Genomic DNA, 17,759 nt, shown 5'->3' with positions numbered 1-17,759 from the left:
CTGCTCGAGCGGTCCTGCTCTGCGCTGCGCTCTTCAGCCTTGTCGATAAGGAAAACCCCTTGCCTCGTCACACACCTCCTACCGCGCAGGCCACCCTCTACCGCTTCCCCGTCGTGCCGGGAACGCGGCTGGCCGACTACCTGGACCTGTCCGGGGTGAGCGCGGTCAGCCACAACGGCCCGGTCGAGATCGCCGACGCGGTGGCGCACCTGGTCGCGGGGACCCGAACCGCGGGCGCCCCGGAGTGGGCGGGCACGGTCACCGCGCTGACCGGGGTGCGGCCGTCCCTGGTGCGCGGCGCCCCCTTCGCGGTCCTGCTCGTCCGGGTGGACCGCTGGGTCGTGGCCGCGGTCTTCGGCAGCGGTCGGCACCTGCTCGACGACCTCAAGCTCGAGCACGGCTTCGGGCTGCTGTTCGCCATCCGCCGCGTGGACCCCGCCGACCTCAGGGCCGTCACCAGCAGCCTGCTCGACGTGTCCGCGCGCAGCACCCGGACCAACTTCCCCTCCGGCAACTCCCCGATCGGCTTCGGGCTGGAACCCGCGGGGGAGCTGGTGACCCGCGTCTCGGGCATGGCCGACATGACCGGCATGACCTACCGGGTGGCGACCGGTGGCAAGAGGTTGCGCGTGACCGCCGGGGACTCGCTGTCGCTGAGGGTCGGCGCCACGCCCCGGCACTTCATCGCCGACCTCCGGGCGATCTGCGCGATCACCGAGGAGACCGACCAGGACTCGCCCCTCAGGTTCATCACCGACGTCCGCCCGCTGTCCGACCGGGACCCGGTGCTCCCGGAGCTCGAGGGCAGGCTGGCGCGCGCCCTCGGCGGTGAAGAGGGCTCCGGAGCGCTGGGAGTGTGCTGGCCGACCGCGGCGCTGCGTCACCTGGAAGAGGTGAACTCCTTCGCCACCAACAACATCGGCGGCGCCGGACCGATGCTCTTCGACGGCTTCCCGGACGTCGACGACCTCGTCGCCCGGTTCGCGCAGATGCCGGTCGCGATGCGGGTGAGCGAGCTGCGGGACGCGCGGCTGACCCCGTGCGCCGACGACGCGGGGGAGGAGTTCCTCACCAGGGCGATCACGCTGGACAAGTGGATCGCCTTCGAGGCGCTGGTCGACGGGCGCACCTACTGCCTGCACCAGGGCGGCTGGTACGAGCTCGGGCGGGCGGCCGTGGAGCGCGTGCGCGAGCAGGTGCGGGAGCTGCTGTCCGACCGCAGCGAACTGGTCTTCCCGCTGTGGCGACCCACCGGTCGCACCGACGACGAGCACCGCTACTGCGAGCTGGTGGCGGAGCAGCCGGGTTTCCTGTGCCTGGACAAGGACTTCGGCCGCACGCCGATGCACCGCAGGTTCGAGTTCGCCGACCTCGTGGGGCCGGGCGACGAGCTGATCCACGTCAAGTGGTTGGCCAGGGCCACCGCCGCCAGCCACCTGTTCACCCAGGCCCAGGTGGCGGTGTGGGCGCTGCGGTTCGAGGCCGAGGCCCTGCGGCAGCTGGACGCCAAGGTCCGGGCGCTGGACAGCACGAGGGGCATCGCGCGGCAGCCGCAGGTGCTCGTCCTGGCTGCTGCCGGACGCGAGTGGGAGGTCGGACAGCTGTTCACCCTGTCGATGGTGGGCCTGCTGCGGCTGGACGCCGAACTGCGCAGGCACGGGGTGCGGTTGCAGTTCGCCGACATCCCGCACGCCCCCAAGCCGAGGGCCGGTGGTCGCGCGGAACCGCGCATGGCGACGAGCCGCTCCTGATCACAGGCCCGGTGGCGTCGGCCGCACCGCGCCGCCCCGGCACCGTCCCCGCTGCTTCCCGGAGGTTGTCCTCATGGGGGTCGAACGCGACCCTGGCCTGTCGGTGTCCAACCAGCTCTCCGGCGGCCGTCACCGCACAGTGCTCCAGATCGGGCAGTTCCACGGCGACCTGACCCTGCGGGAGGCCGACGCGGTGGACGCGGGCGTCGCGCTGGTGTCGATCTCGCCACCGGTGGACCGGTCGGCTCCCACCTTGCACGGGCGCGACGAGTTGCTGGCCGAGGCGGTCGAGTCCGCCCTGCGCCAGGACGGTTCGGTGCTGGCGCTGCACGGGACCGGTGGCAGCGGCAAGACCGCGGTGGCGTTGGAGCTGACCGACGCCTTGAGGCGCACCGGTTCGGGCTTGACGGTGTGGTGGCTGGACGCCTCCGACCCCCGGACGCTCTCAGCGGGCTTCCGCGAGGTCGCCCTGGCCGCGCAGGCCTCCGTCGAGGAGGTGGTCATGGCCTGGTCGGGGGCGAGGTCGCCAGTCCCCGTGGTGGCCAAGGCCCTGGCGCGCGCGGTGGGGTGGGTGCTCGTGGTGGACAACGCCGACGACGCGCGCGCCCTGCGCCCCTGGCTCCCCGCGCTTCCCCCGTCCAACGGCGCGGTGGTGATCACCACCCGGCACGGCGCCACCGACCCCCTGCCGCGGGGCGCCGCCCTGCGCGAGGTCGAACCGCTGGGCGAGCGGCACGCGGTCGACATGCTGCGCGAACTGGCCCCGGACGCGGGTGATCGCGCGCAGGCGCTGCTGCTCGCCCGCGCCCTGGGCAAGCTTCCCCTGGCGCTGCACCTGGCGGGTCGCTACCTGAGCGCGGCAGCCCGGCTGCCCCGCGTGGCGGGGGCGGAGCTGCCCGCGGACTTCGACCACTACCGGCGGGTCTTCCTCGACCACTTCCCCCAGGTCGACCAGCTGCACGAGCTCGTCGGCGGCCTGGACGAGCGCGAGGTGCTCGCTCGGACCTGGGAGCTGTCGCTGGAGCTGCTGGAGGAACTGGGGGTGCGCTGGGCCCGTGCCCTGCTGCGCTGGCTGTCCTCCCTCGCGCAGGCTCCGCTGCCCGTGCGCGCGCTCGAGGTCCGGATCTTCACGCTGTCCCGGCTGTTCGACCTGATGACACCCCTGGAGCTGGTGCGGACCTTGGCCAAGCTGGCCGACTTCGGCCTCGTCGACCGGGTGCTGTTCCAGGACCCGCGCTTCTCCCCGGTCAGCACCGAGTGCGTGCTGGTGCACCCGGTCATCCGCGAGGCCAACCGCCACCAGCCCGACCTGGTCGCCGACCCGCGCCCGTACCTGGCGCTGGGCATCGCGGTGCTGGACGGTATGACCTCGCACCTGTCGGCCGCGGACCGGGAACACCTGTCCGGCTGGGCGGCGGTGGGGCCGCACTGCGAGCACCTGGTCGACCGCATCGCCGCGCTCGGCCTGTCCGGCGACTTCGAGCTGCTGGGCACCAAGCTGACCCGTTCCATGGCGGTGCTCGCCCAGCTCACCCAGGCCCACCCGCGCGCCGAGTCCCTGTTCACCCACGCGCTGGAGGTCAGGACCAGGCACCTGGGACCGCGCCACCCCGATGTGCTGGGGCTGCGCCGGGACCTGGCGTGGCTGCGCTGGGAAGCCGAGGCGGGCGGGCTCGCGGCCGGGCACGAGTCCGAGTTCGCGGACCTGCTGCACGACTGCGCGCGCTGGCTGGGCGACACGCACGAGGTGACCTTGGCCTGCCGGTACGACCTGGCCTGGATCTGCTCCCGGGACAGGGACGACGAGGTGACCGCCCACCTGCTGCGCGAGACGGTCCGGGGCGAGCACGCGGCGTCCGGCCGCCACGAGCTGACCGGGTTGACCGCGCAGATCGAGCTGGTCGTGGGGCTCTACCGCAGGGCCGAGCAGGGGCAGGCAGTCGAGGACGGGATGCTCGAGGAAGAGGTCCACCGGCTGCTGACCATGCTCGACGAGGTCGAGTCGCGCCCCGAGCTGGGCGAGGCCCTGCCGGTGCCGATCGACCGGGTGCGCGCCACGCTCGCCGACGTGCTCCGGGCGCGCCACAGCGGCGGCGCCGCAGGCCCGCCCCCGGCTGAGCCGGGATGACCCGGTCGCGGTGGCGCGGGGTCCGACGTCGTGCGCCCGAACTCGCGGGCGGTTCCCCGGTGGGCGGTGCCGCGTGGGCGGCGGTTCCGCGGCCGGTCGGACACGCGTCGAGTCGCGCTGCGGAATTCCTCATCACGGGTAATCCTGCTAGTCGGACGCTCGTCACCGTCGCCGTCATCGGTTCTGGCGCCTGGGCCGCGTTCAAGCGCTTCGCGAACGGTCTCAACGGCCACCGGGTCCACCCGTCGGCCGAGAACCGGTCAGACCCCCGGCGCCAACCGGATGTTCGGCCCCAGGTCCACCTCGTGGCTGCCCGTCCCCGGCCGCTCGACGGACACCCGCAACCCCGTGCTGCGCAACGCCTTCGCCCGTTGCAGCGCGATCCGGCGGCCGGTGTCCTCCAGACCGGGGTAGAGGGAGCTGTTCGTGGTCTGCGCGGGGTGCTTGCGGTAGAGCCAGGTCACCTCGTGGTCGTGCCAGCCCCGGGTCAGCTCGGACAGGGCCACCAGCGCGCCCAGCTCGTCGTCCACCGGCACGCCGGTCCAGCCGCCCAGCGCGCGCAGGGTCTCCGTCCTGGCCGCCAGACCACCGCCGTGCAGGGGCCAGTTGCCGCCGCGCTCCTCGGCCCAGCGGTTCACCTCGCCCGGTCGCACCGGGCCGTGCGGCAGGTCCGGCGGGAACGGGCGGCGCGTGCCGTCGGGGAGCAGGTCGTCCGCCGACATCACCGCCCAGTGCACCGGGTGCTCCTCGAAGCGGGAGATCAGGGTGGCGAGGGCGTGCGGCAGCAGGACGTCGTCGTGGTCCAGGTTCTGCACGATCTCGCCGGTCGCCCGCGCCAGCGCCAGGTTGCGGGTCGCGGCGATGCCGAGCCTGGCGCCGTTGCACGCGTGGCGCGCCCCGCCGACCCGGTCGGCCAGCGCGGGCGCCTCGCCGTCCTCCTGGACCAGCCACTCGCACGCCCAGCCCGGCGGGAGTTGTTGCGCGGCAACGCTCCTGGCCGTCTCCACCAGGTAGTGGGCGCTCGGGGCGTGTGCCGCGGTGATCACCGAGATCGTGCGCATGGGCCCTTCCGGTTCGTCAGCTGCTTCGGATCTTGCGCAGCGCGGCGAGGAACTCCCGCGCCGACCGCTCCCAGTCCATGCCCGCCGCGGTGCGCCTGCCCGCGTCGACCAGCCGGGCGCGCAGCGCCCCGTCGCGGAGCAGTTCCAGCACCGCCCCGGCCATGGCGTCCGCGTCGCCGACGTCCACCATCAGCGCGTTGCGGCCGTGCGCGCAGAAGTCCTCCACCCCGCCGTTGCGGGTGCTCACCACCGCCGTGCCGCAGGCCATCGCCTCCGCGACCGGCAGCCCCCAGCCCTCGTGCACCGACGAGCACAGGTGGACCGCGCTGGACCGGTAGGCGCGGCTGGCCTGCTCCGGACCGTTGCGGGCGCGGGAGTAGCGCGCCCACGCGGGCAGCTCGGGGTGCCTGCGCTCGGGGCCGAACGCGTGCACCCGCAGCTCCGGGCACCGCTCGCGCACCGCCCGCAGCGCGGCGATCGCGGTGGACGAGCCCTTCTGCGGGCCCGTGCCGAGCAGGACGCTCACGCTCGCGCCCCTCGGCGGGTCCGGGTCCGGCGGGCGGTACGCCTCGTGGTCCAGGCCGTTGCGCGCCAACGAGATCCGCTCGTCCGGCACGCCGAGACCGCGCAGCTTCCCGGCCAGGTGCTCGGACACCACGACCTTCGGCAGCGCCGAGCGCAGCACCGCGTCCACCTCGCCGGGGTCCGGAACGCCCCAGACCTCGTAGCCCTGCACCAGGTGCGCGGGACGGCCGTGCCGGGGCTGCGCCGACAGGAGCAGCCGCGCGGTGGTCCAGTAGGTGGCCACGGTGACGTCCGCGTCGGGCAGCGCGTCGGGGGTCAGCTCGCCGACCATGGTCATCCGCACGGCCGGGTCCACCCGCATCCAGCGCAACCACCGGGTCAGGCCGCCGGGTCTGGCGCTGTGCCAGCGGTCCCGCGCGATCTCGCACCAGTGCTTGACCGGGCGGTGCAGCCCCTCGCGCCACCGCTCGTGCACCACGGTCACCTCGTGGCCCCCGCGGACGAGCCGGTTCGCGTGCTCGTAGACCACGCGGAAACCACCGCTCGGCAGCCGGGAGAACACCGGGAGGACGAACGTGACCCGCATGGGCGCAGTCTGGCACAAGGCGCGCTCCCGCGGGGCGCGCGCGGCGGCGCCGACGACCGCGCGGACGGCCGTCGACGCCGGGTGGGACCGCGCTCAGCGCAGGAAGTTCCGGTACGGGCCGTTCAGGATGCCGGTCTTCTGGCCCTGGTTGAAGTGCGTGTTCGGGTAGTCGTAGAACGAGGCCGACATCGGCGTGCCGTCGGTGAAGCCGGAGTCCGGCAGACCGAAGGCGTGCCCCAGCTCGTGCACCACCCCGCCGTGCCAGCGGTTCACCGGCCCGTTGACGCCCGCCGCCCCGTCCGCGTCGTGCCCGGACAGGATCACCCAGCCGCCGCCACCCGCGCCCGGACCCTCGGCCCGGATCTCACCGACGGTCAACCACCGGTTGTCCGGCGCGCCCAGGCCGAGTCGCCGCAGCAGCTCCTGCTTGTAGTCCCGCTGCGCCTCGACCACCACGCGCGATCCCGTCCGCGTACCGCTGGTCGGGGGCCACGTCGGACGGCACGAGCAGGTGCACCCGCACCGTGCCGGTCGGGGGAGCCGGCGCGCCCACCGGGTCCGCCTGCGCGGCGGGTGGACCGGCCAGCGCGCCGGTCAGCACCAGGGCTGGCAGCGGGACGAGCACCTTCGCACACGCGTCATCGCGTCCTCACATCCGCTCGGGTCTTCCGCGGCGGCGGCGGTCTCCGTGCTCCCCCTGCCGACCGCTGTCGCAGCCGAAAAAGTTTTCGGCACCGGGCGGTTCCGGAAATCCTCGGACCGTCCACTGAGGACTCTCTCGCACTTCCCGGGCGCAGGCGTCCTCTCTCGGCTGCCGGGACGACGTGAACGCCTACGCGGTCCCGCTCTCCCGGCGCCACCGGAAGGCCAGCGCCCCCACCGCCAGCACCACCGCGCCCGCGACCACCGAGCCGACCGGGAGCGCCGACGCCAGCAGCAGGCAGCCTGCCAGCCCGGTCGCGGCCACCGCGCGGACCGGTCGGCTGCCGCCCAGCGTCCACGCCGAGGCGTTGGCGACCGCGTAGTACACCAGCACCGCGAAGGAGGAGAACCCGATCGCCCCGCGCAGGTCCACGGTGGACACCAGGACCGCGACCACCGCGCCCACGGCGATCCCGGCGCGGTGCGGCACCCCGTGGCGCGGGTGCACGGCGGCCAGCGCGCGCGGCAGGTGGCCGTCGCGCGCCATGGCCAGCGCGGTGCGGGACACGCCGAGCACCAGCGCCAGCAGCGACCCCAGCGCGGCCAGCGCCGCGCCCGCCCGCACCACCGGCGTCAGCCACGGCCACCCGGACGCGGCGGCGGCCAGCGGGTCCGCCGCCGAAGCCAGCCCGACCGGTCCGAGCGCGCCCAGCAGGGCCACCGCGACCGCCGCGTACACCAGCAGCGCGATCACCAGCGAGGCCCCGACCGCGCGCGGGATGGTGCGGGCCGGGTCGCGCACCTCCTCGCCGAGCGTGGTGACGCGCGCGTACCCGGCGAACGCGAAGAACAGCAGCCCGGCCGACTCCAGCACGTCCAGCGGGCCGACGTCCGAGGTCCACGGCGTGTTCGAGCCGGTCGCGCTCGGGCCGGACGCGGCGGCGGCGACCACCAGCGCCAGCACGAGCAGCACCGCCGACACGATCACCGCCGTGGCCGCCAGCGACCGGCGCACGCCCGAGCAGGTCAGCGCGGTCACCGCCAGCACGGCCGCCACGGCGAGCGCGGTGCGGGCGCCCCGCCCGGCGTCGGGCAGCGCGTAGGCCGCGGCGGTCAGCGCCATCGCCGCGCACGACGCCGTCTTGCCCACCACGAACCCCCACCCCGCCAGGTGCCCCCAGAACGGCCCGAGCCGCTCGCTCCCGTGCGCGTAGGCGCCACCCGACACCGGTCGCCGGGCGGCCAGGCGCGCCGACGACGCGGCGTTGCAGCAGGCGGTGGCGGCGGCGATCGCCAGGCCGAGGAGCAGCCAGGTCCCGGCGGCGCGGGCGGCGGGCGCGAAGGCCGCGAACACGCCCGCGCCGAGCATCGCGCCCAGCCCGGTGAGCGTCGCGCCGCCCAGGCCGAGGCGGCGGGCCAGCTGCGGTGGGGTCATGGGGGTGCGCCCTTCGGGTCGGGGTCCGGCGGGGGAGTGCACCACGGCCCCGGCGCGCCCCGCCCGCCGAACCCCCGGTTGTTCACCCGCCCGCCCCTGAGGTGTCAGCCCCTGGGTGTCAGCCCTTGCGCTTGCGCGGCGCGGCCGAGCGGGGCGGCACCGCGCGCATGTGGTCGCGGACCGGGGCGAGCAGCCTGGCCAGCGCGGTGACGTCCTCGCGCGAGAGCGGCTCGAACAGCAGCCCGCTGACCACCTCCACGTGACCGGGCAGCACCTGCGCCAGCAGCGCGCGCCCGGCGTCGGTGATCGTGACGGTGACGCCGCGCTCGTCGTCCGGGGACGGGGCGCGGGTGACCAGCCCGGCCTTCTCCAGCAGTCCGGCCTGGTAGGTGAGTCCGCTGCGGCTGTAGACGACGCCGTCGGCGAGGTCGGTCATCCGGTGGCTGCCGGTGGGCGAGTCGCCGAGCCGGGCGAGCAGCTGGAACTGCACGTAGCTCAGGTCGCCCGCCTCGCGCAGCTGCTGCTCCACGGCGTGGCGCAGCAGGCTGGTCACCTCGATGAGGTCGAAGTAGGCGCCGAGCTGCACGGGGTCGAGCGACGGCGGGGTGTCGGCCATGCCGCCGAGTGTACTGCTTCGAATTCAAAGGACCGTGGCGCAGGTCACTTTGCTTCAAATTCAAAGCAACGCTAGTGTTCTCCCCAGTTGCTTCGAACTCGAAGCAAAGATCGAACGAGATGAGGCTCTCCCATGAAGGCAGTGCGCTTCCACCAGTACGGCGCCCCCGAGGTCCTGGTCCTGGAGGACGCCCCGCTCCCCACCCCCGGCGCGGGCGAGGTCCGGATCAAGGTCGCGGGCACCTCGTTCAACCCGGTCGACGGCAACATCCGCGCCGGGTTCATGCAGGGCCCGATCCCGGTGGCCCTCCCGCACACCCCCGGCCTCGACGTCGCGGGCACCGTCGACGCGCTCGGCGAGGGCGTCACGAACGTCCGGGTCGGCGACGCGGTCGTGGCCTTCCTGTCCATGACCGGCGTCGGCGCCTCCGCCGAGCACGTCGTCACCGCCGCCGAGGCGCTCGCCCCCGCCCCGACCTCCATCCCGCTGGCCGACGCCGCCGCCCTCCCGGTGGTGGGCCTGACCGCCTGGCAGGCCCTGTTCGACCACGGCGGCCTGGTCGCCGGTCAGCGCGTGCTGGTCAACGGCGCAGGCGGCTCGGTCGGCGGCCACGCGATCCAGCTCGCCAAGGCCGCAGGCGCCCACGTGATCGCCAGCGCCAGCCCCCGCACCGCCGACCGCGTGCGCGCCGCAGGCGCCGACGAGGTCGTCGACCGCACCACCACCGCGCTCGCCGACGCGGTCACCGAGCGCGTCCACCTCGTGCTCAACCTCGCCCCGGTCGCCCCGGAGCAGCTCGCCGCCCTGACCGACCTCGTCCACGACGGCGGGATCGTCGTGAACACCACGGTCTGGATGCCCGCCCCCACCGACGAGGCGCGCGGCGTGCGCGGCGTGAACCTGTTCGTCCGCAGCGACGCCGCCCAGCTGGCCGAGCTGGGCGAGCGCGTCGACCGCGGCGAGCTGCGCGTCGACATCGCCCGCCGCGTCCCGCTGGCCGACCTGCCCTCGGTGCACGCCGAGTCCACCACCCTGCCCGGCAAGGTCGTGGTCCTGGTGTGACCCCCGCGAGCCGCTGCCTCCCCGCGCCTCACCCGCGCGGGGAAGCGGCCGGGCGGCGTTCGCCCAGGTGGAGTCTGTCGCCCGCCACCCGCCGCCGGACATCCTGGGGCACCGAGCGCGGAGGTGGGATGTCCGAGCTGCCGCCGAGGATGGGCCCCGCCACGACCGCGATCCTGCGCGAGGCCCACCACAAGATCCTCGCCATGGGCGACGACCGGTTCGCCGTCTACGAGCAGGTCGTCCGCACCCTCGCCAAGGTCGCCCACGTCGACTCCTCCTACATCGGCCTCCTGCACGGCCACAAGGTCCGCTACGTCTACGGCACCGAGGACCAGCGGTTCGACGACCCGGTGCTGCACGCCTACGGCCCCAACGGCCCCGTCGCCTGGCTGCTGCGCCACCGCCAGACCTACCGGCACCGCTACGACGGCGGGGCCGTGCTGCGCGCCGGGACCTCGTTCGGCGACGTCACCCGCCGCTCCGCCGACGTCGTCACCGCGCCGATGCTGCGCCCCGAGCGCGGTGCCCCGGACTCGGTCATCGGCATGGTGTCCCTGCACAGCTACACCCCGGACGTCTACGGCGACGAGGCGGTGCGCGCCTGCGAGTGGCTGACCGGCGTGCTGGCGCGGGTCCTGGTGCGCCAGGACGAGGACCGCGCCGCCCTCGCAGACCTGGCCGGACCGGGCGCGGACGTGGCGGACGCGCTCACCTCGCACCGGGTCGTCGAGTACCTGTCCGGGCGGGTCGGCGGCATCCGGCGGACCGCGCTCGACGCGCTGGAGGACCCGGCCGCCGACCTCCGCGCCGCGCTGGACGAGGTCAGGGAGCGCTGCGAGCGCGTCCAGTGCGAGCTGATCGGCCTCACCGCCCGCGCCGACACCGGCCCCGCCGCCCGGTTCGCCGCGCTCACCCCGACCGAGCGCACGGCCGCGCTGCTCCTGGCGCGCGGCCTGGGCAACCGGGAGATGGCCGCCGAGCTGGGGCTGAGCGTGCACACCGTGAAGACGCACGTGAAGCACGTCCTCGGCAAGTACGGCATGGCCGACCGGGAGCAGGTGGCCGCGGACGTGCGGCGGCACGTGCAGTGACCGGTGTGGGTAGGCGGGGGACCGCCCCGCCTCACCCCGCGAGCGATACCGGGCCGACCGGCCCGCCGACCAGCATGGGGAGCACCAGCCGCAGCGAGAACACGGAGGCCCCATGCGCACCACCGGGAAGATCGCGGCACTGCTCGGAACCACCACCGCGCTGCTCGCCCTGACCACCGGCTCGGCCACCGCCGGACCCGAGCACCACAACACCGACCCGCTGGGCACCGGGTGCGCCTCGGGCGCGAGCACCATCCGCTCGGGCTCGGTCGGCGGCATCAACTACGAGATCCGCTACTCGGCGGGCTGCGGCACCAACTGGGTCCGCGTCCCCGCCCTCAGCGGCACGGTCTACATGGTGATCCGCTCCGACTGGGGCGGCTCGGCCGTGGGCGGCTACCAGACCGGCAGCGGCGGCTCGCACTGGACGCCGCAGGTCTACGCGCCCGGCAGCACCTGCGTCACCTTCTGGGTGCAGCGCATCGGGAGCGGCGACCCGGCCACCGGCAACGTCCGCCTCTGCTGAGCCGCGCCGCGCCCGCGCCGCCCGGACTCGGGGGTCCGGGCGGCGCAGGTGATCACTCGCAGCTCAGCACCGGGTTCGCCCAGTCGGCGTGGTCGTGCGCGTTGCCGTCACCGCCGTCGGTCACCCGGAACGAGAGCACCCGTGCGCCGGACGTGTCGACGCTGATCGGCTCGGCCGCGCTCCGCCCGGTCAGCACCGGGCTCCGGTACACCTGCCGCCCGTCCGCGAGCACCTCGAACCGGACGCTGCCCGTGCCGCCGGTCTCGTCGTCGACCCCGACCACGGCGGTCAACCGCGAGCACCGGCCACCGGTGTGCACCCGGAACTCCGAGTCCGCGTGCGCCCCGACGCCGGAGTCGACAGCGCTGCCCCGCAAGCGGATCGGGTTGCCGTCCCCGCCCGCGTCCTCGCCGTTGCTGCGGTCGCGCTCGATCGGCCCCCACCCGTTGCGCTCGTCCAGGAACTCCAGCGCCGACACCCGCGCCTCACCGCGGGGCGCGCTCGGCACGGCGGTGAAGTCCCGGCTCAGCGCCGTGGTCCCCTTGCCCGCCACCACGTCCACGAGCACCGGCCTGGTCCCGGTCGGCCCGCCCTCGCGGGTGATCACCACCCGCGCCGACCCGCCGGACAGGTCCACCGACGCGGGCGTCGCCGTCCAGCCGTCCGGCACGCCCACCCTCGCCCGCGCGGGCGACGGGCACGGCCGGGTCACCACCAGCTCGGCCTCCACCCGACCGCCCGGCTCCAGCGCGGTCTCGGCGGCGTTCAGCTCCACGGCGGGCACGCAGTCCACCTGGCCGCCCAGCTCGCCCGTGACCGCCTCGGCCGCGGTGAGCGGGCGCAGCAGCACCGAGTACGCGTACTCGGTCCCGGCCTCGACCTGGTACGGCTGGAGCGGTTCGTGGAACGTCTCGCCGACGCCGGTGACCCGGTGCGCGGCGTGCAGCGTGGTCCAGCCGTCGTTCTCCTCGAGCGCGAACGGGTAGGCGGCCCGGTCCAGGTCGTCGTGCCGCGACACCCGCACGTCCAGGTCGCCGGCCACCAGCAGGCCCGAGCGCCCGTCGGACAGCGTCGCCCACCGGGTGTCCGCGTGGTTCCCGAAGTCCTGCGGCTTGTAGTAGTCGTGGAACTGCTCGTCCACAGTGGACTTGTAGAGGCCGATCGGGTCGCCGGACCTGCGGTCGTCGTAGTTCTCGCCCGGCCCGCGCCCGTACCAGGTGAACCGCCGGTACCGCTCCGGGACCTTCACCGTGAAACCGATGCCGGGCAGGTAGCCCAGATCCCGCATCGCGCCCCGCGCGGCGACCCGGTGCCCGACGTGGATCTCCCCGTCGCCGGTGATCCGGTAGGTGAAGGTCTGCCCGAACGACGACCCCGCCACGGCCTGCGCCGTCGACTTCACCGTGACGACCGCGTCCGCCGAGTCCCGGCCCACCTCCACGCTCGACGGCGTGGTGGTCAACCGGTCCAGGCCGGCCCGGTACCAGGAGGTGTCCTCGCTCATGAACTCGTTGGACAGCGGCGCGCGCCACGCGTCCAGCTCCGGACCGGCGGTGAGCAGCTCGTCCCCGCGCACCCGCATCGACGTGAGCGCCCCGGTCCTCTTGCTGATCGCGTAGCGGAAGCCCTGGCCGGACACCACGACCTCGTTCTCGTCCTGCGTCGTGGTGGTGCTGCCCGAGCGGGTTCCCGTGTGCAGCCCGGCGATCCGGTCGCCGCCGAGCGGGAACTGGGCGATGCCGACGTCGTTGCCCGCCCGGTCGGTGGCGCGCACGGTCAGCAGGCGCTCGGTGACCGCCGACCGGTCCGGCAGCTCGACCACGCCCGGCACGAGCGGGCCCCGGTGGTCGTCCACCACGCGCCCGTTGTCCGTGACCTCCCAGCGCAGCTCCAGGTCGTCGGTGCCGGTGAACTGCCGCTCGCTCACGATCGTGAGCCGGTTGTCCGCGAACGAGAAGCGGATGGGGGAGTGGACCGCCATCAGCTCGGTGGTCTCCGGCTGCGGCCTGCGGTCCGCCCACACCAGCCCGTCCACGCCGCCGGTGCCCGCGCCGTACGACTGCTGCCGTCCCTTGTCCTCGACGGTCTCGAAGTCCAGCGCCAGCACCGCCGTGCCCTTGGGATCGGCGGCCAGCTCGGACCCGGTCAGCGCCCGGTGGTGGATCCGCACCTGGTCGATCGCGCCGTGCGCCATCCGGGTGCGCACGTTCTCCTGCATGGTCTCGGAGTTGCGCCCGATGTTCACCGGCCAGTGCGACGGGTCGACCGTCCCGGTGAAGGCGGTCTCCGCGACCTGCTCACCGTCGATCAGCAGCCGCAGCGCCGTGCCGTCGAACGTGCCGGTGACGCGGTGCCAGTTCCCGGTCCAGTCGGCGGGCACCGTTGCCCGGACGGTGCGCCAGGTCCCGCTGTGCACGAAGAACTCCAGCGTGCTCGCGTCGGACATCTTCAGCGCGTACTGGTGATCACCCTTGGCGATGACCGTGAAGTCGCCGGTCCACGCGTCCGGCTTGACCCAGGCGTCCAGGGTGAGCCCGTCGCGGACCTCGTCGAACCTGCGGTCCCGGTAGACCTCCACGAAGTCGTCCAACCCGCTGAGCCGCAACGCCTTCCCGCGCGGTCCGTCCACTCGGGACGGTTTGCCGGACAGCCACGCCAGGATGCCGTTCGCGTCGTCCGGGGTCGTGCGGAGGGGAAGGGCGATGTTCTGCTCCGCCCAGTCCCAGACGAACCCGCCCTGCACCTGCGGGTAGGCGCGCACCACGTCCCAGAACTCCTTGAAGTTCCCCAGGCTGTTGCCCATCGCGTGCGCGTACTCGCCCATGATGATCGGCTTGGTCGTCGTGCGCGCCTTCGCCTCCAGGCTCGACGGCGACGGGTAGCGCGGCCCGGACACGTCCGCGAACGGCGCGTCGCCGTCCGGCACGTTCGGCTGGTGGTAGAGCGGCCGGGTGTCGCGGGCCCGCGCCAACTCGGCCATCGCGTGGTGCGCCCTGCCCAGCCCGGCCTCGTTCCCGGTGTCCCACATGACCACGCTGGGGTGGTTCTTGTCCCGCTGGAGCATCCCGGTGAACCGGTCCAGGAACGCGTCCTGCCACTCGGGCCGCTCGGCCAGGCAGTCGTTCGGGCAGTTGTCGTGGTGGTGCGTCTCGGTGTCGACCTCGTCGGCGATCATCAACCCGCTGCGGTCGGCCAGCTCGTAGAAGTGCGGGTCGCTGGGGTAGTGCGAGGTGCGCACCGCGTTGACGTTGAACCGCTTCATCAACCGCACGTCCTCCTCCTGCTCCTCGCGGGTGACGTGCCTGCTGCCGCGCACGCTCGTCTCCGCGCGGTTGACCCCCCGGAACAGCACCCGCTTCCCGTTGACCTTGAGCTGCCGGTCGACGATCTCGATCTCCCGGAACCCCACGGGCTGCCTGCCGGTCTGGACCACCTGCCCGTCCCGCAGCAGCTCCACCCGCAGCTCGTACACGTTCGGCGTCTCGTCGGTCCACTTCACGGGGTTCGCCACCCGCCCGCCCACGACCGGCACCTCGGTCCCGCTCGGGTCGAACAGCCTGGTCCGCACCGAGTGCCCCTCGGTCGGGCCGCCGAGCACGACGTCCGCGCTGAGCGCCGCGTCCCGGTACTCCGCGTCCAGGTCGGTCCTGATCGTCACGTCCGCCAGGTAGGTCCTCGGCGTGGAGTACAGCCAGACCTCGCGGAAGATCCCGGAGAACCGCCACTGGTCGAAGTCCTCCAGGTGCGACCCGGAACCCCAGCGGTGCACCTGCACCCGGACGGTGTTGCGCCCCGGCTTGAGCCTGCCGGTGACGTCGAACTCGGCGGGCGTGTACCCGCCCTGGTCGTACCCGACGTACTCCCCGTTGACCCACACGAAGTAGCCGCTGGTCACGCCCTCGAACCGGAGCAGCGTGCGGTCCCACTCGGCGGGCAGGTCGAACTCCCTCTCGTACACGCCGGTCGGGTTCACGTCGCGCGGCACGGAAGGCGGGGCGTCCGGGTACATCTCCGTGGGGATGTTGCGGAACACCGGGTGGTCCAGGAAGTCGGTCTGCCAGGTGTGCGGCACCGACACCGTCCGCCAGCCCTCCTCCGTCTCGCGGACGTCCTCGGGCCTGTCGAACATCCTGATCCGCCACTCGCCGTTCAGGCTGAGCCGCCGCTCGGGCTTCAGGTCCGGGTGCGGCGGCTCCTGGTTCTCCCCGGTCATCCGGGGGTCCTCCAGGTACGCGAGCGCGTCCACGGGGTCGACGGGGCGGGCCCGCGCGGTCGCGGGAGTCAGGAGTGAGAGCGCTACCACCGTGGCTACGACGACACGACGCATGTCTTCGGAAGCTAGGGCCGCGCGGAGAAGACCGTCAACGGATGTCCGGGTTTCTGTCCGGCACGCCCTCGCGGCCGGGCGCGGACCCGACCCCGGTCAGCCCGCCCCGACGGCGGCCCGGATCTCCGCCTCGCCCGCGTTGGCCCCGGTGCACACCAGCGCGACGCTGCGCCCGGCGAACCGCTCGGGTTCGGCCAGGTAGGCGGCCAGCGGGGCGGCGCCCGCGCCCTCGGCGAGGGTCTGCCCGTCGCGCAGCATCACCCACTGGGCGTGCCGGACCGCCGCGTCGTCCACGAGCCGGAAGTCGCTCAGGCGCGCCCGCAGCACCCGTTGCGGCAAGGCGAACCCGCTGCCGGTCGCCAACCCCTCGACCGCCGTGCGGTTGGGCCGCGCGACGAGCTCGCCCGCCCGCCACGAGTCGTGCGCGGCCGGTGACGCCGAGGTCTGCACGGCGATGACCTCGCAGTCCGGGGCGAGCGCGGCGGCGACCAGGCACGCGGCGGCGGCCCCGCTGCCGCTGCCCACCGGCACGATCACCACGTCCAGGTCGGGCCGCTGCTCGAACAGCTCCAGGTAGGCGGTGGCCACGCCCGCGATGATCTCCGGCTCGTCCGCCGCGCTGACCAGCCGCATCCCGCGCTCGCGGGCCAGCAGGGCGGCGTGCTCCCGCGCCTGGTCGAACGTCCCGCCCGCCTCCACCAGCTCCGCGCCCAGCGCGCGCACGGCGGCGGCCTTCAGCGGGTTCGGGTCGACCGGCATCACGATCGCGCAAGGCACGTCGAACAGCGCCGCCGCGTGGGCGAGCGACTGCGCGTGGTTGCCGGTCGAGTAGCCGACCACCCCGCGCCGCCGGGCCTCGGCGTCCAGCCCGGCCAGCAGGTTCAGCCCGCCGCGCACCTTGAACGCGCCGGTCGGCTGCACGTTCTCGTGCTTGATCAGCACACCGGGCCCGAGGCCGGGCGCGGGGCGCAGCGGCGTCGGGGGGAGGTGGGCGCGCACGGTCCGCCGGGCGCGCAGCAGGTCGGGGAAGGTGGGGATTCGCACGCCCTCCACGGTGCCGGCGCGACAGCCATAGAACCAGGTGCGATTTTCTTCCAAACGATAGTCTCCGTCTATGGATCTGACCCGGTTGCGCGTGCTGGTGGCCATCGCCGACGAGGGCTCGGTGACGGCGGCGGCCGAGGCGCTGCACTACGCGCAGCCCTCGGTCAGCCACCACCTGGCCAAGCTGGAGGCCGAGACCGGCGTCGCCCTGGTGCGGCGCGTCGGCCGGGGCGTCCGCCTCACCGAGGCGGGCGAGCTGCTGGTCGACCGGGCCCGCGAGATCCTGGGCCGGGTGGAGGCCGTGCGCGCCGAGCTGTCCGCCCACGCCGGCCTGCGCGCCGGCCGCGTCCGCCTGGCCGCGTTCCCCTCGGCCCTGGCCACCCTCGTGCCGCACGCCGCCGCCCAGCTCGCCGCCGACCACCCCGGCGTCGAGCTGGCCCTGACCGAGGCCGAACCCGAGCGGGCCCTCACCGCGCTCCGGCACGGCGAGGTCGACCTCGCCCTGGTCTTCGACCACCCCGACACCCCGGACCAGCCCCGAGGCACCACCCTGCACCCGCTGCTGCGCGAACCCCTCTACCTGATCACCCGCAAGTCCGACCGCACCGGCCGCACCCCGGCCGACCACGCCGACCGCCGCTGGATCGCGGGCTGCCCGCGCTGCCGCGCCCACCTGATCGCCACCTGCGAGCGCGCGGGCTTCACCCCGGAGGTCGACTTCGAGACCGACGACCACGTCGCCGTGCAAGCCCTGGTCGCGGCCGGTCTGGGCGTCAGCACCCTCCCCGGCCTGGCCCTGCTGGCCCACCGCAACCCGGCCGTCCGGGCCACCCGCCTGCCGGACGACCACCGCCGGGTCTGCGTCGCCACCCACGGGGCGCCCCCGCTGCCCGGCCCGGCCCAAGCGCTCCTGGACGCCCTGCTGACCGCGCCCCCCGCCCCGAAGTGGCCGCGCTGACCGGTCC

Annotated in this window: 13 protein-coding genes; 6 read left to right on the top strand and 7 right to left on the bottom strand. The window is 74.4% G+C overall.

Annotated elements, in window-relative coordinates:
- The first annotated feature begins 59 nt into the window (after nucleotides 1–59).
- Both CNX65_RS23165 and CNX65_RS23160 read left to right on the top strand, forming a co-directional pair.
- Nucleotides 60–1,751, top strand: a complete 1,692-nt coding sequence (locus CNX65_RS23165; protein WP_157767805.1) for a TIGR04141 family sporadically distributed protein — start codon at nucleotides 60–62, stop codon at nucleotides 1,749–1,751.
- Nucleotides 1,752–1,824: 73 nt separating this feature from the next.
- A complete protein-coding gene (locus CNX65_RS23160; protein ID WP_096495651.1) occupies nucleotides 1,825–3,879 on the top strand; it encodes an ATP-binding protein in 2,055 nt (684 codons plus the stop codon).
- Nucleotides 3,880–4,139: 260 nt separating this feature from the next.
- On the opposite strand, the gene CNX65_RS23155 is transcribed toward CNX65_RS23160, so the two are convergent.
- From CNX65_RS23155 to CNX65_RS23135, 5 genes are all read right to left on the bottom strand, one after another.
- A complete protein-coding gene (locus CNX65_RS23155; protein WP_096495650.1) occupies nucleotides 4,140–4,940 on the bottom strand; it encodes a glycosyltransferase family 2 protein in 801 nt (266 codons plus the stop codon).
- Nucleotides 4,941–4,956: 16 nt separating this feature from the next.
- Nucleotides 4,957–6,051 (bottom strand): glycosyltransferase family 4 protein, encoded by a 1,095-nt coding sequence (locus CNX65_RS23150; RefSeq protein ID WP_096495649.1) that lies wholly within the window; start codon nucleotides 6,049–6,051, stop codon nucleotides 4,957–4,959.
- Between the two features lie 93 nt (nucleotides 6,052–6,144).
- The gene (locus CNX65_RS23145; RefSeq protein ID WP_232519969.1) at nucleotides 6,145–6,507 is read right to left on the bottom strand and encodes a hypothetical protein; all 363 of its coding nucleotides are present in this window, start codon (nucleotides 6,505–6,507) and stop codon (nucleotides 6,145–6,147) included.
- 376 nt (nucleotides 6,508–6,883) lie between these two features.
- Complete coding sequence (locus CNX65_RS23140) at nucleotides 6,884–8,128, bottom strand: APC family permease (protein WP_096495648.1); 1,245 nt, start codon at nucleotides 8,126–8,128, stop codon at nucleotides 6,884–6,886.
- A gap of 118 nt (nucleotides 8,129–8,246) precedes the next feature.
- The gene (locus CNX65_RS23135; RefSeq protein ID WP_096495647.1) at nucleotides 8,247–8,744 is read right to left on the bottom strand and encodes a MarR family winged helix-turn-helix transcriptional regulator; all 498 of its coding nucleotides are present in this window, start codon (nucleotides 8,742–8,744) and stop codon (nucleotides 8,247–8,249) included.
- Between the two features lie 132 nt (nucleotides 8,745–8,876).
- Between CNX65_RS23135 and CNX65_RS23130 the strand changes: the two genes are divergently transcribed.
- The 3 genes from CNX65_RS23130 to CNX65_RS23120 all read left to right on the top strand — a co-directional run bounded on the left by CNX65_RS23130 (nucleotide 8,877) and on the right by CNX65_RS23120 (nucleotide 11,423).
- A complete protein-coding gene (locus CNX65_RS23130; protein WP_096495646.1) occupies nucleotides 8,877–9,806 on the top strand; it encodes an NADP-dependent oxidoreductase in 930 nt (309 codons plus the stop codon).
- A gap of 128 nt (nucleotides 9,807–9,934) precedes the next feature.
- Entirely contained in the window at nucleotides 9,935–10,897 is a 963-nt protein-coding gene (locus CNX65_RS23125) for a response regulator transcription factor (protein WP_096495645.1), read from the top strand.
- 112 nt (nucleotides 10,898–11,009) lie between these two features.
- Complete coding sequence (locus CNX65_RS23120) at nucleotides 11,010–11,423, top strand: DUF2690 domain-containing protein (RefSeq protein WP_096495644.1); 414 nt, start codon at nucleotides 11,010–11,012, stop codon at nucleotides 11,421–11,423.
- A 52-nt stretch (nucleotides 11,424–11,475) separates the two neighbouring features.
- On the opposite strand, the gene CNX65_RS23115 is transcribed toward CNX65_RS23120, so the two are convergent.
- The gene (locus CNX65_RS23115; protein ID WP_096495643.1) at nucleotides 11,476–15,750 is read right to left on the bottom strand and encodes a glycoside hydrolase family 2 TIM barrel-domain containing protein; all 4,275 of its coding nucleotides are present in this window, start codon (nucleotides 15,748–15,750) and stop codon (nucleotides 11,476–11,478) included.
- Nucleotides 15,751–15,846: 96 nt separating this feature from the next.
- Nucleotides 15,847–16,794, bottom strand: coding sequence for a threonine ammonia-lyase (locus tag CNX65_RS23110; protein WP_096495642.1), 948 nt, complete (start codon nucleotides 16,792–16,794; stop codon nucleotides 15,847–15,849).
- A 70-nt stretch (nucleotides 16,795–16,864) separates the two neighbouring features.
- Here CNX65_RS23110 and CNX65_RS23105 point away from each other — a divergent pair, with 70 nt between their 5' ends.
- Nucleotides 16,865–17,752: a LysR family transcriptional regulator gene (locus CNX65_RS23105; protein ID WP_096495641.1), complete on the top strand. Its 888-nt coding sequence runs from the start codon at nucleotides 16,865–16,867 to the stop codon at nucleotides 17,750–17,752.
- Nucleotides 17,753–17,759: the final 7 nt, after the last annotated feature.

Origin of the sequence: Actinosynnema pretiosum (assembly GCF_002354875.1) — a bacterium.
Lineage (GTDB): Bacteria > Actinomycetota > Actinomycetes > Mycobacteriales > Pseudonocardiaceae > Actinosynnema > Actinosynnema auranticum.
This window is presented reverse-complemented; position numbering and strand designations above follow the sequence as displayed.